Annotated in this window: 15 protein-coding genes and 1 riboswitch; of the genes, 3 read left to right on the top strand and 12 right to left on the bottom strand. The window is 53.3% G+C overall.

Going from position 1 to position 15383, the window contains the following annotated elements; all coding sequences use genetic code 11:
• Nucleotides 1–162: 162 nt before the first annotated feature.
• From LI015_RS20930 to LI015_RS20940, 3 genes are all read left to right on the top strand, one after another.
• Nucleotides 163–1164, top strand: coding sequence for an ROK family protein (locus tag LI015_RS20930; protein ID WP_227126285.1), 1002 nt, complete (start codon nucleotides 163–165; stop codon nucleotides 1162–1164).
• On the top strand, nucleotides 1164–1796 hold the full coding sequence (locus LI015_RS20935; RefSeq protein ID WP_227126287.1) for an HAD family hydrolase: 633 nt from the start codon (nucleotides 1164–1166) through the stop codon (nucleotides 1794–1796). Before LI015_RS20930 ends, LI015_RS20935 begins: the two co-directional genes overlap by 1 nt.
• A 143-nt stretch (nucleotides 1797–1939) precedes the next feature.
• Nucleotides 1940–2461, top strand: a complete 522-nt coding sequence (locus LI015_RS20940) for an ECF transporter S component (RefSeq protein ID WP_002569374.1) — start codon at nucleotides 1940–1942, stop codon at nucleotides 2459–2461.
• A 50-nt stretch (nucleotides 2462–2511) separates the two neighbouring features.
• On the opposite strand, the gene folK is transcribed toward LI015_RS20940, so the two are convergent.
• The 12 genes from folK to glyA all read right to left on the bottom strand — a co-directional run bounded on the left by folK (nucleotide 2512) and on the right by glyA (nucleotide 14872).
• Nucleotides 2512–3324: a 2-amino-4-hydroxy-6-hydroxymethyldihydropteridine diphosphokinase gene (gene folK / locus LI015_RS20945; RefSeq protein ID WP_002569375.1), complete on the bottom strand. Its 813-nt coding sequence runs from the start codon at nucleotides 3322–3324 to the stop codon at nucleotides 2512–2514.
• Nucleotides 3325–3392: 68 nt separating this feature from the next.
• Nucleotides 3393–4211: a dihydropteroate synthase gene (gene folP, locus LI015_RS20950; RefSeq protein WP_227126288.1), complete on the bottom strand. Its 819-nt coding sequence runs from the start codon at nucleotides 4209–4211 to the stop codon at nucleotides 3393–3395.
• Between the two features lie 4 nt (nucleotides 4212–4215).
• Nucleotides 4216–4773, bottom strand: a complete 558-nt coding sequence (gene folE, locus LI015_RS20955; protein ID WP_002571179.1) for a GTP cyclohydrolase I FolE — start codon at nucleotides 4771–4773, stop codon at nucleotides 4216–4218.
• Nucleotides 4757–6139: a bifunctional folylpolyglutamate synthase/dihydrofolate synthase gene (locus tag LI015_RS20960; protein ID WP_227126290.1), complete on the bottom strand. Its 1383-nt coding sequence runs from the start codon at nucleotides 6137–6139 to the stop codon at nucleotides 4757–4759. Before LI015_RS20960 ends, folE begins: the two co-directional genes overlap by 17 nt.
• A gap of 29 nt (nucleotides 6140–6168) precedes the next feature.
• Entirely contained in the window at nucleotides 6169–7044 is an 876-nt protein-coding gene (gene sdaAA, locus LI015_RS20965; protein ID WP_002569379.1) for an L-serine ammonia-lyase, iron-sulfur-dependent, subunit alpha, read from the bottom strand.
• Nucleotides 7045–7056: 12 nt separating this feature from the next.
• Nucleotides 7057–7725, bottom strand: a complete 669-nt coding sequence (sdaAB, locus tag LI015_RS20970; protein ID WP_002569380.1) for an L-serine ammonia-lyase, iron-sulfur-dependent subunit beta — start codon at nucleotides 7723–7725, stop codon at nucleotides 7057–7059.
• Between the two features lie 33 nt (nucleotides 7726–7758).
• Entirely contained in the window at nucleotides 7759–9195 is a 1437-nt protein-coding gene (gene lpdA / locus LI015_RS20975) for a dihydrolipoyl dehydrogenase (protein ID WP_227126292.1), read from the bottom strand.
• Between the two features lie 98 nt (nucleotides 9196–9293).
• Complete coding sequence (gcvPB, locus tag LI015_RS20980; protein ID WP_002569382.1) at nucleotides 9294–10691, bottom strand: aminomethyl-transferring glycine dehydrogenase subunit GcvPB; 1398 nt, start codon at nucleotides 10689–10691, stop codon at nucleotides 9294–9296.
• Nucleotides 10688–12007 (bottom strand): aminomethyl-transferring glycine dehydrogenase subunit GcvPA, encoded by a 1320-nt coding sequence (gene gcvPA, locus LI015_RS20985; protein WP_002569383.1) that lies wholly within the window; start codon nucleotides 12005–12007, stop codon nucleotides 10688–10690. The genes gcvPB and gcvPA overlap by 4 nt, the downstream gene beginning before the upstream one ends.
• 24 nt (nucleotides 12008–12031) lie before the next feature.
• Nucleotides 12032–12409, bottom strand: a complete 378-nt coding sequence (gene gcvH / locus LI015_RS20990) for a glycine cleavage system protein GcvH (protein ID WP_002569384.1) — start codon at nucleotides 12407–12409, stop codon at nucleotides 12032–12034.
• A 41-nt stretch (nucleotides 12410–12450) separates the two neighbouring features.
• Nucleotides 12451–13539 (bottom strand): glycine cleavage system aminomethyltransferase GcvT, encoded by a 1089-nt coding sequence (gene gcvT / locus LI015_RS20995; protein WP_002569385.1) that lies wholly within the window; start codon nucleotides 13537–13539, stop codon nucleotides 12451–12453.
• Between the two features lie 85 nt (nucleotides 13540–13624).
• The gene (glyA, locus tag LI015_RS21000) at nucleotides 13625–14872 is read right to left on the bottom strand and encodes a serine hydroxymethyltransferase (RefSeq protein ID WP_021895148.1); all 1248 of its coding nucleotides are present in this window, start codon (nucleotides 14870–14872) and stop codon (nucleotides 13625–13627) included.
• A gap of 269 nt (nucleotides 14873–15141) precedes the next feature.
• Nucleotides 15142–15222, bottom strand: a riboswitch (glycine riboswitch).
• Between the last annotated feature and the right edge of the window lie 161 nt (nucleotides 15223–15383).

Below are 15383 nucleotides of genomic sequence, written 5' to 3' on the forward strand. Positions count from 1 at the left end.
TCCCTGTAACAATATACGCTGGCTGTTTCTTTGTCAAGTCTTTCAAGAGCCTTTAAGGATTTTCTTATTGACATTTTATCCGTCAAGTGATTAAATAGAATTGACTTATTAATATTATTTTAAAAAGTTTTTTAATAACGATGTAAAAGGAGAGAATTTTTCATGGCCCAGGAAGAACCGGTCACTGTAAAACAATTGAATAAAGAACATATACGAGCTTACATGGGTAAACATGCGTCTGCTTCCAAAAGCCAGATTGCCAGAGAGCTGGGATTAAGTTTCCCTACGGTCGGACGTCTGATTGACGAACTGTGTTCTGACGGGGAACTGACCGAGCAAGGGGCCGGCTCTTCCACCGGGGGCAGGTGCGCCTGCATTTATGAGCTGAATCCCCTTTTCAGCCTGTATCTCCTGGTACAGGTTGAGTCGGACCGGGTATGCTGGAACCTGAAGGATTTAAGGGAGAACACCGTGGAGCAAGGGTGCCTGCCCTTTGAAATCCTGTCCCTGGAACAGCTGGATGCCCTGATTTTAGATATCCATCACCGCTATCCCCGCCTGAAGGCTGCCGCCGCAGGGATTGCTGCCCTGGTAAATCACGGAGTGGTGGAGGAGACCAATCAATATATCGGACTCAAAGGCCTGAACCTGGAAGAGCATTTCCGGCGCCTGGTTCCCATTCCCATGACAGTGGGTAATGATATGAATTTCCTGACCATGGGATGCTGGGCTCAGAAGCACCCCGATGCCGGCTCCCTGGTCACACTCTTTATGGGAGGAAACGGTATAGGAGGCGGAATGGTCATTAACGGCCGGCTGTGGACCGGCGCCTCAGGCTATTGCAGCGAGGTCGGCTTCCTGCCTGTCTATGAACGGTTAAACAAGGGCAGCCTGGGCCTTCCCCCTGCCGAGCACATAAGCGAGCTGTACGCCCGCCTGATACAAATTTATGCCGTGACGGTAAATCCCCACATGATGGTGCTCTACCGCCACCCCCTGCTGGAGGGAAGGTTAGACGAGATCCGCCGTCTCTGTGCTTCTTATCTGCCATCCAAAGCAATCCCGTCCATTGAGCTGTCCTATGATTACCAGCAGGATTATGAAAAAGGCCTGTTTACCGTGGCAAAGTCCATGGGGCAGGCTGTAAGCGAAGGAGGTTTATAATGCGCTACACCCATTTTGTGTTTGATATTGACAATACGCTGATTAATACCACAGGGGCCGTGCTCCACGGACTCCAGAGAGCCCTCAGGGATGTAACCGGGGAACACTGGAACTTAAGCCGGCTTACTCCGGTTCTGGGCATACCGGGGCTGGATGCATTTGAACGTCTGGGCATACATTCCCCTGAACAGATATTCCAGATTTATCCCCGTTGGGAACAGTATGAACAGGAGTATCAGTACACTGCCTATCTGTATGAGGGCATTGTCCCTCTGTTGGATTCCCTGAAAAAAAAGGGTTGCGTCCTGGGCATCATCACTTCCAAGACAATGCCCCAGTACACCAGCAGCTTCCTTCCTTTTCAGATATCCGAATATTTTCAAACCGTCATAACGGCCGATGACACGGTCCGCCACAAACCGGACCCCGAACCTATGCTTGCATATATGGAACGCACCGGAGTCTGCCCCCGGCAGATTCTCTACATCGGGGACAGTATCTACGACATGCAGTGCGCCGCCCAGGCCGGAGTTGACTCCTGCCTGGCTCTGTGGGGATGCCACTGTCCGGACGGCATCTTATCCACCCACCGTTTTGAGGAACCGGCTGGAATGATGCGCTGGCTGGAATGATGCACCGGCCCAAGTCGGATTTTTCCGTCAGCGGTGCCAATCTGGACTGGTTAAATATTATCTAACTGGATATTTCACTCAGTCCACCTTTCCGTTATAGTAGGTATCAACATTTAAGTACTTTAACTTTAGGAGGTATCCCTATGACGGAACGTTTCTCTACTAAAAAACTGGTGCTGTCCGCCCTCTTTGCAGCCCTGGCCTGTGTGGCCACTATGTCCATCCGCATCCCCACCCCCGGTACAGGCGGTTACATCCATCCCGGCGACGCCATCGTGATTCTCTGCGGCGTGTTTCTGGACCCGGTATCCGCATTCCTGGCAGCCGGCATCGGCTCCTGCATGGCGGATCTGCTGGGAGGTTATTTTATCTATGTCCCCATCACTTTTGTCATTAAGGGACTGGTGGCATTCTCCGCAAGCCATGTCTGCGGCAGGTTAAGGGCCAGAGGCATGAATCCGTATGCAGCCGTGGCCGGCTGCGGTGTGATTGACATTATTCTGGTGGCCGGAGGATACTGCCTGTGCGAAATATTCCTATATGGATTAGGAGCAGCCCTGGCCAGCGTTCCCAGCAACATTATCCAGGGAATCAGCGGCCTGATTATCTCCAGCGCCTTGTATCCGGTCCTGCAAAAGCCGCTTTCCATGGCCTTAAAGGCTTAGACCGCATCCTGCATCTGCACTGCGTCCTGCACCTGCACTGCATCCTGCATTTAGACCGTGTCCAGCATTTCAGCCACGGTCTCTCCGTAAATGGGATGGCGCTTATATGGCGCTATCTCGGCCAGAGGTTTCAGGACGAAATCGCGCTTGTGCATCTGTGTGTGTGGAATGCTCAGCCGTTCCGATTCATACACCAGATCGTCATAAAAAATCACGTCCAGATCCAGGGTTCTGGGACCCCAGTGTATGATCCGCTCCCTTCCCGCCGCTGCTTCGATTTCATGAAGGGCATCCAACAGCTCCTCCGGTGTATAGAGTGTTTTTATTTCCATACAGCCGTTGAGGAAATCAGCCTGGTCCGTCACCCCGTAAGGAGGCGTTTCAATAAAGCCGGATACCCGGCCCACACGGCACTCCCGAAGCTTTCCAAGGGCCTCCACCGCCCCGGTAAGATACGCCAGCCTGTCTCCCATATTAGAGCCCAGGGCAATGTATGCCTGATGCCATCCCCTGGTGATCCTGACTGATACATATTGAAGGGGAAGGCCTATGGGGGCCCAGGGCTTTCTTATCTCTAATTCCACGGATTTCAGGCTGTCAGGATACATGAGCAGCAGTTCCTCCGCCAGTTTTTCCGCTGCGCTCTCTATGAGCTGGAAGGTATGCTCCCTCAGATAGCGTTCCATGAATTTGCTTGCCCTGCCGTAGCTGATGGTCTGGTCCAGCTGGTCATTCCTGCCCGCCTTTCTCGTATCTGTAAAGAGCACTGCCGATACCAGAAACTTCTGTCCCAGTACATTTTCCTCCGGTATGGCCCCGTGTTTTGCAAATACCTCCAATTGTTCAATCCTGATTTGGTCCATGTCCTGCCCGCTCCCTTTCTGTTTTCTGTATGATTTGATCCCATGTCTGCATTTCATATTCCGGTTCCTCATTTAAACTCCGGGGCGCCCATAATAGACCGGGCCATCCTGACAGCCCTTTTATTCCCCTCCACATCGTGTACGCGAACAAAGGAACAGCCAGAAAAGACGGCGGCCACCGTCGTAACCAGGGTTCCCTCTTCCCGTTTGTCCACAGGAAGATCCAGAGCAAGGCCAATCACAGACTTCCTGGACGCCCCCAGAAGAACCGGATAGCCGAAACGCTTAAAAGCAGACAAATTCCTTATCACTTCCAGATTCATCTCATATGTCTTTCCAAATCCCACACCGGGGTCCAGCACGATTCTGTCATCCTTTATGCCGGCCTGTTTTGCAAGGAGAATGGTTTCATTCATCTCCTCCAGGGCGGTATTCATAAAATGGTGTCCGACAGGGTTTTGCCTGTTATGCATAAGGCAGCAGCACACCCCCAGCTCAGCAATGGTCCCCGCCATGTCCTTATCTTTTTTCAGCCCCCATATGTCATTGACCATGGCGGCGCCGGCCTCCACAGCCCGCCGGGCCACCCCGCTCTTATAGGTATCTACGGAGATGGGTATATCAAAATTTTCATGAATCAGCCGGATGACGGGAAGGACCCGCTCCAGTTCTTCCTCCTCCCCAACCGGCCTGCATCCCGGGCGTGTGGACTCCCCTCCCACGTCTATGATATCTGCACCGTCAAACACCAGTTTCTCCGCCTGTCTGAGAGCCATCTCCCGGTCACAGTACCTGCCTCCGTCGGAAAAGGAATCCGGCGTTGTATTCAGGATGCCCATGACATAGGTTCTGTTCCATACATCAAATTCTTTTTGTCCTATAATCATCTGATTACCCCCTTACCATTTGGAAAAACAGGTTTACCAGGTCCTCCCGCTGACAGAAGCACCCCCTCTTTACCACCGTGACAGTCCGGCTGCCCGGCTTTTTGATTCCCCGCATGGTCATACACATATGCTCTGCCTCCATCATGACCATAACGCCCCGGGGCGCCAATCCGTCCATCAATGCGTCTGCTATCTGGGCGGTCAGCTGTTCCTGGATCTGAAGGCGTCTGGAAAATACCTCCACCGTCCTGGCCAGCTTGCTCAGTCCCGCCACCTTCTTATCCGGCACATAGGCAACATGCACTTTCCCGTAAAAAGGAAGAAGATGATGTTCACAGACAGAATAAAAGGTTATGTCCTTCTCCACAATCAGGTCATTATTTTCCGCCCGGAATGTCTTTTCCAGATACATCCCTGGGTGTTCATCCATGCCGCTGTACAGTTCCTCATACATCCTGGCTACACGCTCAGGCGTATCAATCAACCCTTCTCTGGACGGGTCCTCGCCCATTCCCTCCAGCAGAAGCCTGACAGCCTGCTCCACTTTATTCCTGTCTATCATCCCTGTTCCTCCTTTCTGTCTCCTTCATAATCTGCCCCAGATAAGACAGGGAGCCAAAGACCAGTACGGCTCCCTGCTCTCCGGCGTCTTTCAGTGCCATGTCCAAGGCTGTTTCCACCGAATCCACTGCCTGCGTTCCGGCACAGTATTTTCCGGCCTCCCTTGCAAGTATCTCCGGATTCAGGCTTCTGCCGCGGTCCGGCAGCCATACCGTATAGATTCTTTCTGCCAGGGGAGCCATGATTTGCGTCATCAGGCCGTATTCCTTGTCCCCAAACACTCCCATAATAAAAATCAGACGCCTGCCGTTCAAACAGGTTTCCACACATTCCCTCAGCCTGAGGGCCGCGTCCCTGTTATGCGCTCCGTCCACAATCACCATGGGGGATTTCTTAAGCATCTGGAACCTTCCCGGCCAGGAAACATTGGAAAGTCCCTTTCTCATGGCAGATTCAGGTATGTGGATGCCTTTGCGGCTCAGGGCAGAGGCTGCCTCCAGCGCAAGAGCTCCATTCTCCAACTGATAGGTCCCCGGAAGGGATATTCTGATTCCTTCCATGGCCTTATAGATAAACACATTTTCTGCATACTCCCCGCGATTCTCCTCCCTCTCCGGACAGGATAGGGCGCTCAGGCTGCTCATATCCACCTGGGTAAAGACGCATCCCTTTTCACCGGCGCGGTCCTTCAGTACGCTGAGCACTTCCAGAGGCTGATGCGCCGAGACAACTTCACAGCCCGGCTTAATGATTCCCGCCTTACAGGCAGCAATTTGGCCCAGGGTATTTCCCAGCACACCCATATGGTCCATGCTGATGGAAGTAAAAACAGCCGCCAGGGTATTCTCCACCACATTGGTGGCATCCTGTTCCCCTCCCAGCCCTGTTTCCAGCACCACCACCCGGCAGCCCTTCTCTTTAAAATACAGAAAGGCCATGGCTGTCTCTATCTCAAATACAGTGGGGATTCCTCTCCCCTTTTCTTCCATGCGCCCTGCCGCCGCCTTCACCCGGTCCGCCAATAAGGCAAATTCCCTTTCCGTAATCCAGGAGCCGTCCACCTGATACCGTTCCCGCACCGAGATAACAGCCGGCGAGGTATAGGTGCCTGTACGGCAGCCCGCCTCCTTTAATATGGAAGAAAGGCAGGCTGACACGGACCCCTTTCCATTGGTCCCGGCGATATGAACAAATTCCAAATCCTTCTGCGGGTCCGACAGCTCCCTCAGCAGATTTCTTATGGAATCCAGTCCCATGACGCTTCCCAGCCCAGACCTCTGCTCCAGAAAATCCAACGCCCCGTCAAAGTCCATCCTCTCCCCAGAGTCCGCCGTCACCCCAAAATCCACCGCCTCATTAAAATCCATACCTGCCTCCTTCCTGCCATCCTTACATCTTACGCCTTCTGCACGCAGCATCCCATTCTGCAGCCTGAGGGGGTTGCGGCGCAGCCGCCCAGGGCTGTTTCCCTCAGCTCCAGGGGAAGCCCTCTGCCAACTGCATACATGGCTTCCAGCATTTCATCAAACGGAATCAGCTGCCGTATACCGCTGAGCGCTGTCTCCGCGCAGACCAGGGCGTTTGCAGCCCCTGCCCCATTCCGGTTCTGGCAGGGGCATTCCACCAGGCCGCCCACAGGGTCGCATACCAGTCCCAAAAGATTCATCAGGGCAGCGGACGCAGCGTCCAGGCTCTGGGCGGGAGTTCCTCCCATAAGCTCCACTGCGGCAGCCGCCGCCATGGCGCAGGCCACGCCCACCTCTGCCTGGCATCCCCCTACCGCCCCTGACACGGTGGCGTTGCGCATGGCCAGGTATCCGACGGCAGAGGCTGCAAACAGGCCGTCCGCCACCAAGTCGTCCTCCAGGCCGTATTCCTCCTGGAGGGCCAGCAGCAGTCCCGGCACAATGCCCGAAGACCCGGCTGTAGGTGCTGCCACAATCAGTCCCATGGAGGTATTAACCTCCAAAACAGCCATGGCATATATGACAGCCCTGCCCAGGACGCCGCTTAGGATGGAGGTGCCCTTTCTGCGCCGTTCCTCCATCCTGGCCGATTCTCCGCCAATCAGGCCGCCGATGGATGTGACCGGTTCTCTCAGCGGAAGGGTGGCTGAATCCCTCATGACCGCCAGTACATCCTTCATCCTGGCCTCCATGTCCTCCATGGATACGCCTGTTAAATCACATTCACGCTGTTTCATCACTTCCGATATAGTCATTCCCCGGACAGCGCACTGCTCCAGAAGCTCTGCCCCGCTCTTAAAATCCATGTCCATCCCTCCTTATACCTGAACCAGCATGGTATGGTATACATGCGGGTTGCTGTTAATCCAATCCGTAATCTCCAGAGGCAGGCGTTCATCAGACTCCACGATGCAGTAAGCCTGTGCTCCTTTTTCCTCCCTGAAAAGCTTCATGAAGGCGATGTTCACATTGCAGTCGCTGAGGCACTTGGAAATATGGGCCACCACCCCCGGTTTATCCTGATGTATGACAATCAGGGAACTGTACTCGCCTGTAAAGTCCACATCCACCTGGTTTATCTTTACAATGCGCACCTTTCCTCCCCCCAGGGATTCCCCCCGGACCGTCATCTCCTGGTTCCGGTCATTTACCATGCGGATATCCACTGTGTTGGGATGTACGTCCTTATCCTTCTCGTTTGTCAGGAAGGAATACCGCAGTCCCCGTTGCTGCGCGATGGAAAAGGAATCACGGATCCGCCTGTCATCTGTCTTAAATCCCATGATTCCCCCCAGCAGCGCCCTGTCCGTGCCGTGTCCGCGGTAAGTCCTGGAAAAGGAACCGTACAAGGTAAACTCTGCCTCGATAATCTGTCCTGCTATCATTTTCTGGGCCAGGAGGGCTATGGCCACCGCTCCCGCCGTGTGTGAACTGGAAGGCCCTATCATATTGGGGCCTAATACGTCAAATGCACTGATGACTGCCATAAACTTATTCCTCCTGACATTCTGTTCTTCTGATTACTGTCTGCTCTTAAGCTTGCCCGGAGCCTGTCTGGGAACCGTGTGGATGCTGCCGCCTTCAAGCTCCTCCAGCGCCTCTCCCACTGCCTCATTGTAGGTGGGATGGGCGCGCATTCCCAGAAGCAGCTGTGGTACGGTCAGCTTGTTTGCGGCTGCGGTTGCCATCTCCCCGATCATGTCCGTGGCCCTGGCGCACATCATCTGGGCTCCCAGCACCACCTTGGAGTCGGCTTCTGCGATGATTTTGATAAAACCTCTTTCCTCCCTGGATATCTGTGATTTCCCGTTGGCAGACATCAGGAATTTCCCCACGGATACAGGTATTCCAGCCTGGGCCGCCTCGTCCTCCGTAAGTCCCACGGACGCAATCTCAGGGCTGGTGTACACACAGCTGGGAACTACCGATAAATCAATGGAGTGTCCGGTTCCCGCCAGGTGTTCCGCCACCCACACGCCCTGGGCACTGGCCACATGAGCCAGCTGGATTCCCTTAATCACATCTCCGATGGCGTACACGCCCTCCATGGATGTCTCAAAATTGGAGTCCACTGTGATTCTTCCCCGCTCCATGGCAAGCTCTGTCCCCGGTCCCAGCAGCTTTTCCGTTTCAGGCACCCTGCCGGCGGCCGACAGCACATAATCTGCTTCCTCCCGCTTCTCCTCACCCTTTTCCTCAAAGACACAGGCCAGACCATGTTCCGTCTTTTCAATTCTCTTTACCATGGCCCCTGTATAGATTTTGATTCCCCGCTTTTTGAGAATCATTTTCAGATTCTGCGAAATGTCCTTATCCAGGTTTGCCAGCAGCCTGGGAAGGGCTTCCACGATGGTTACACGGATGCCAAGGGATGAAAATACAGATGCAAATTCAGCTCCGATTACGCCTCCGCCGATAATCAGCAGGCTTTCCGGCGCATGCTGCAGCCCCAACAGCCCGTCGCTGGTCAGAACCCCCGGCAGTTCCAGTCCCTCAATGGGCAGGTTCATGGGTTTTGAGCCTGAGGCCAGCAGCACATGCGTTCCTTTCAGCACCCGGCTCTCCACTTCCCCTTCGCACCCTGTCACCAGCACGGTTTTGTCCGCCTGCAGGGTGCCGGTTCCCTTAACCAGTGTCACGTTGTTTGCCTTAAAGAGCTGTTCCACTCCCTGTCTTAAGCTTCCTGACGTTCCCTCCTTATATTCCAGAATCTTATCATACTCATACCGGACATTCTCTGCAAAGATGCCGAACTGCCCGCCCTCCTTCATCTCCCTGTAAAGCTGGGACGCATGAATCATGGCTTTGGCCGGAATACAGCCACGGTTCAGGCAGGTTCCCCCTACCTCCCTGTTTTCCACCACTGCCACCGAAAGTCCCAGCTTGGCGCCCTTGATCGCCGCCACATAACCGCCGGGACCTGCTCCTATAATAACCAAATCAAATATATCTGCCATCTTTCCTCCTATTGCCGCCAAAGAGCGCTGGAGCGTGTCTGAAAATTCATTTCAACACGCTCCTGAGCACTGCCTGTATTTTTTCGTAAATCAGTTACTTACTCCCCGATATAGCGCAGCACCGGCTTTCTTGCCGCAGTTACCTCGTCCAGCCTGCGGACCGGTGTTTTGACCGGAGCCTGGTGAAGGCTCTGCGGATCTGCCTTTGCTTTTTCATATATGCTGCGGAACACCTCAATGGCTTCGTCCAGGGTTTCCTTTGACTCTGTCTCAGTGGGCTCCACCATCAGGGCCTCATGGACAATCAGCGGGAAATACATGGTGGGGGGATGGATGCCGTAATCCAGAAGTGCCTTGGCAATATCCATGGCCGACACATTGATATCGTGCTTCAAATCCTCCAGCGTCATCACAAACTCATGCATGCAGGTTTCATTGTAAGCCATCTGATACAGGTCTGACAGCTTATTCATCATATAATTGGCATTTAACACTGCATTGGATGACGCCTCGGGAATGCCTTCCCTGCCCAGGGTCATGATGTAGGCCAGCGCCTTTACCACCACCCCGAAGTTTCCATAGAACATCTTCACGCTTCCAATGGATTGCGGCCCCTTAACCATAAAGCCCGGAAGGAAGGGACGCAGGAATTCCTTGCAGCCGACAGGGCCGCTTCCCGGACCGCCCCCGCCGTGAGGCGTGGAAAATGTCTTGTGGAGGTTCAGGTGGATTACGTCAAATCCCATATCTCCCGGCCTCACAATGCCCATGACCGCGTTGAGGTTGGCTCCGTCGTAATAGCACAGCCCTCCCCCATCGTGGACAATGCGGGTAATCTCCAGGATATTCTTGTCAAAGAGCCCTACCGTGTTTGGATTGGTCAGCATCAGTCCTGCCGTGTCCTCCCCCACTGCCTCCTTAAGCTTATCCAGATCCACACATCCGTCCTCCCTGGAGGGGATGCTGACAACGCTGTAGCCGGCCATGGTGGCGCTGGCGGGATTGGTGCCGTGGGCAGAGTCCGGAACAATGATTTTCGTCCTCTTTTCATCCCCTCTGGAGTGATGGTAAGCCTTGATCAGCAGCAGACCCGTAAATTCCCCATGGGCGCCTGCCGCGGGCTGGAAGGTCATTGCATCCATACCGGTTATCTCGCACAGATACTGCTCCGCCAGATCGAATACCCTGAGGGCGCCCCGGACCGTATGTTCCGGCTGCAGCGGATGGATGCCCGCAAAGCCCTCCAGCGACGCCGCCTCCTCATTTACCTTTGGGTTATACTTCATGGTGCAGGAGCCAAGGGGGTAGAAACCGTTGTTGACGCCGTGGGCGCGCCCCGCAAGGCCGGTATAATGTCTGCTGATTTCATTTTCAGAGAGCTCCGGCAGATTCAGCTTCTCCTTCCTGCCAACTCCTATCTGATGGACCGGCACGTCGCAGTCCGGAAGCAGGTGGCAGTGCCTGCCGGGAGTTCCTTTTTCAAATATTAATTTCATGCTCCGCATACCTCCTTCACGATTTGAACCGCCTGGTCCATATCTTCCTTCCGGTTCTGCTCAGTGGCGCACCAGAGAATCTCCCTGTGGCTCAGAGGCAGTCCTCCCAGGATTCCCTTCTCCTCCAGAGCTTTTAAGATTAGGCCGCTGTCCGTATCGCTTTCAGTGACGAACTCATGGAAGAATTCCCTGTCATACCTGGCCGTGAGGCCGGCCTGTTCCAGCTGTTCCTTCAGGTAATGTGCTTTGGAGGTACAGAGAACAGCGGTCTTTCTTAATCCATCTGCTCCCATGGCCGCCATATATACGCTGGCAGTCAGGGCGCAGAGAGCCTGGTTGGAGCACACGTTGGAGCTGGCCTTTTCGCGTCTGATATGCTGTTCCCTGGCCTGAAGGGTCAGCACATACGCCCTCCTGCCGTCCACATCCTTTGTCTCTCCCACGATTCTGCCCGGAAGCTTCCTTCCCATAGCTGATGTGGCTGTCATAAAGCCCAGGTACGGTCCTCCGAAGCTGAGAGGCATGCCCAGGGGCTGGCCGTCTCCCACCGCAATGTCCGCCCCGCATTCTGCCGGCGTAGGCAGGAGCGCCAGGGAGATGGGGTTGCAGCCCATGATATATTTGGCTCCCTTTTCATGGGTGATTTCTCCCAGAAGGCTGCAATCCTCCAGATTGCCATAGTAGTTAGGCTGCTGCACATAGAAGCAGGCTGCCGTGCCGTCCATTAATTCCCTTAAGGCGTCCGCGTCCGTGACTCCGTCCTTTTCAGGAACCATCACCACCTGGGCTCCGCTTCCGAAGCAATAAGTCTTTACCACCTCCGTGACCAGCGGATGGGTGGTTTCGGACAGATATACCCTGCTTCTCTTCCTGTCCCTGCACATGGCCGCTGCCTCGGCTGCTGCCGTGGCCCCGTCATAGACAGAAGCATTGGACACATCCATGCCTGTAAGCTGGCAGAGCATGGTCTGATATTCAAATATGGACTGAAGAATGCCCTGGCTGATCTCGGCCTGGTAAGGGGTATAGGATGTAAGAAATTCCTCTTTGGATACCACGCTCTTTACGATGGAAGGTATGTAATGGCTGTATGCTCCCGCCCCTCTGAATATATGTTTAAACACCACATTCTGTTTTGCGATTTCCTTCATCTTCCCGATGACTTCCATTTCGCCAAGCCCCTCAGGAAGCTTTAAACCGCCTTTTACACGGACCTCCCGGGGTATATGGGAAAACAGCGCCTCAAAGCTGTCAAAGCCGATTTCCCTGAGCATTTCCTGCTGCTCTTCACTGGTATTGGGTACATAAGAACCCATGGGTCCACCTCCTTTTCAAGATGTCTACAGTGTTTCCAGATATGCCTCGTAGGCCTCCCCGTCCATCAGTTCCTCTTTGCCGCTTACGTCTTTTACTTTGATGAACCATGCATCATAGGGGCTCTGGTTTACAGATTCCGGACTGTCTAACAGTTCCTCGTTGATTTCCTCTACCTGGCCGGTAACAGGAGAAAGTACATCTGATACTGCCTTCACAGACTCCACATCTGAAAATGCCTCGCCTGCCGTCACATCGTCTCCCGGCTCCGGAAGGTTTACAAACACCAGGTCTCCCAGGGCATCCTGGGCATAATCCGTAAGTCCTACTGTCACGGTTGTGTCATCCACTGTTTTTACCCACTCATGGGATTTTGTATACATTAATTCCTTTGGCACGTTCATTTTTTATTTCCTCCTTGTTTTGAGCATTTCATAATCCCTGCTTATTTCTCTCTCTTATAAAATGGAAGCTTCACCACTTCCGCTCCAACCCTGCGGCCTCTCACATCCACCTCGACCTGGGTGCCCGGCTCCTTGTATGCAATATCCACCAATGCCATGGCTGCCGGATATCCCAGATACGGGCAATGGGTGCCGGACGTGGTGGTTCCAATCTGCTGTTCCCCGGCAAATACCGGCTCATGCTCTCGGATGATGCCCCTGCCCGTAACCTTAAGTCCCACGCGCTTCCTGGTAAGAGGTCCCTTTTCCTGCAATGCCTTTTTGCCGATAAAGTCCTCCTTATCCATCTTGACAAAGATGCCAAGACCTGCCTCCTTCGGAGTGATGGTATCATCCATCTCATGTCCGTAAAGGGGCATGGATGCCTCCAGACGCAGGGTATCCCTGGCGCCCAGGCCGCAGGGTATCAGCCCTTCCTCCCTGCCGGCCTCCAGCAAAAGCTCCCACAGCCTGGGAGCGTCGTTCCCGGCCATGTAGATTTCCACTCCATCCTCGCCTGTATACCCTGTTTTGGAGATGATGCAGGGAATACCGTCTATGCAGCAGTCCTTCTTAAAGGTATAATACTTATCCGGGATGGCATCCGGGTCCGCCACCTTCTTAAGTACATCCAGGGCTTTTGGTCCCTGAAGGGCAAGCTGGCCCACCTGGCCGGATATGTCCTTAAGCTCCACATCACCGGACACATGGTCCTTCATCCACTGGTAATCCTTATCCTTGTTGGATGCGTTGACAACGATGAAATAGCTGTTGTCCTTAATTTTATAGACAATCAGGTCGTCCACCACGCCTCCTGCCTCGTTGCACATGGGGCTGTATCTGGCTGTACCGTCCTCCATGACCGTATAATCATTGGTCAGAAGCATATTCACATTCTTCAGGGCATCCGGCCCGCTTAACAAAATCTCGCCCATATGGGACACATCGAAAAGGCCGCACTGCTCACGCACTGCCATGTGCTCCGCAATCACTCCCTTTTCGTACTGAACCGGAAGGAGGTAGCCTGCAAACGGCACAATCTTTCCCTTATACTTTACATGCATGTCATACAGCGGTGTCTTTAATTCCATATTCTCTGCTCCTTTTTTCCATATTCTATGATTGTATCTCAACAGTTCCCCAACTGCTTCGTCTCATTTCCAGTTTCCCGGCAGCTTACTGGTACAGCGGATATTTACCGCAGATTTTGTCAACCTCGCCTCTGATATAATCAGCCTTAGCCTCAAAATCAGTGGCTGCCAGCCAGATGCACTCAGCAATCTTTTCCATATCCTCTTCCTTCAGTCCCCTGGAGGTGACTGCCGGTGTTCCGATGCGCACGCCCGAGGTGACAAAGGGGCTTCTGGGATCATTGGGAACCGTGTTCTTATTCAGAGTGATGTATACCTGGTCGCAGCGGTTTTGAAGTTCCTTGCCGGATACGTCCATTCCCCTCAGGTCCACCAGCATCAGGTGGTTATCTGTTCCTCCTGTGAGAATGTTAAAACCCTGCCTTTTAAGAGCTGCCGCCAGGGCTGCTGCGTTCTTAACCACCTGCTCCTGGTAAGCCTTGAACTCCGGCCGCAGCGCCTCACCGAAGCAGACTGCCTTGGCTGCAATGACATGCTCCAAAGGTCCGCCCTGGATTCCCGGAAAAATGGCCTTATTGAAATTGAATTTGTCTGCCGCTGCCTGGTTGGCCAGAATCATGCCGCCCCTTGGACCCCTTAAGGTCTTGTGGGTCGTTGTGGTTACCACGTCCGCATATGGAATGGGACTGGGATGCACACCTGCCGCCACCAGCCCGGCGATGTGAGCCATATCCACCATCAGGTAAGCTCCCACCTTGTCGGCCACTTCTCTGAACCGCTTAAAATCAATGGTCCGGCAGTAGGCGCTGGCCCCTGCGATGATAAGTTTCGGCTTGGAGGCAACTGCTGTTTCCTCCAGTTTGTCATAATCAATGTACCCATCCTCATTGACGCCGTAGGGCACAATGTTGAAGTACAGTCCTGAGAAATTCACAGGGCTTCCGTGTGTCAGATGGCCGCCGTGGTCCAGGTTCATGCCCATAACCGTGTCGCCCGGCTTTAACATGGCTACGAACACAGCCATGTTGGCCTGGGCTCCGGAATGAGGCTGTACATTCACATAGTCGCATCCAAACAGCTTCTTTGCCCGTTCAATGGCAATGGTCTCCACCACGTCCACAAACTCACATCCGCCGTAATAGCGTTTTCCTGAATATCCTTCCGCGTATTTGTTGGTGAGAACCGTTCCCATGGCAGCCATCACGGGCTCCGACACAATGTTCTCGGAAGCAATCAGCTCCAGATTCCTTCTCTGGCGTCCGCACTCAGCCTTGATTGCCTCCCCTATCTCCTTGTCATATCCTTCAATAAAATCCATTACCTGTTCAACCATTGGTTCATATCCTCCTTTTTATTTTTCATCACGGACATATCCATATGCCCTTCATCACAAACACATCCATATACCCTGTTTCCGCCTCCGAAACCATACCACCTCCCTGTTTGTACCGCGCGCTTTTTTTGAAGGAGGCCCGTATACACACATGCCCTGTATCCATGACCCGGATATCAAAAAAAGCGCACGAACAAATAATGTTCATGCGCTCTGTCTTTGTACCTGAAAGATTTGGCTTCGTCGGTGCTATCGCTTTCCAGAGTTTCGTCCAGTATCCGGTTCTTTTGCCTGAGAGTTCTTCGCTTCCCCTTCGGCGCTGCCTGTGCAGTCTCTCCCGAATCCATCATCCGATTATATAAAATTGTCAACAAAAGCATTTCTATATGATTCTGCTTTGTGCTAATGTCATAGTATCACACTTAATATTTTCAGTCAATAGGTAAAATGTGTTTACTTCAATTCGTAAAGTAAAAAAATCTCCCAGTGGTGGGAGATTTTTGTCTATACT

Source organism: Enterocloster sp. 210928-DFI.2.20, from assembly GCF_020554465.1.
GTDB lineage: Bacteria > Bacillota > Clostridia > Lachnospirales > Lachnospiraceae > Enterocloster > Enterocloster bolteae.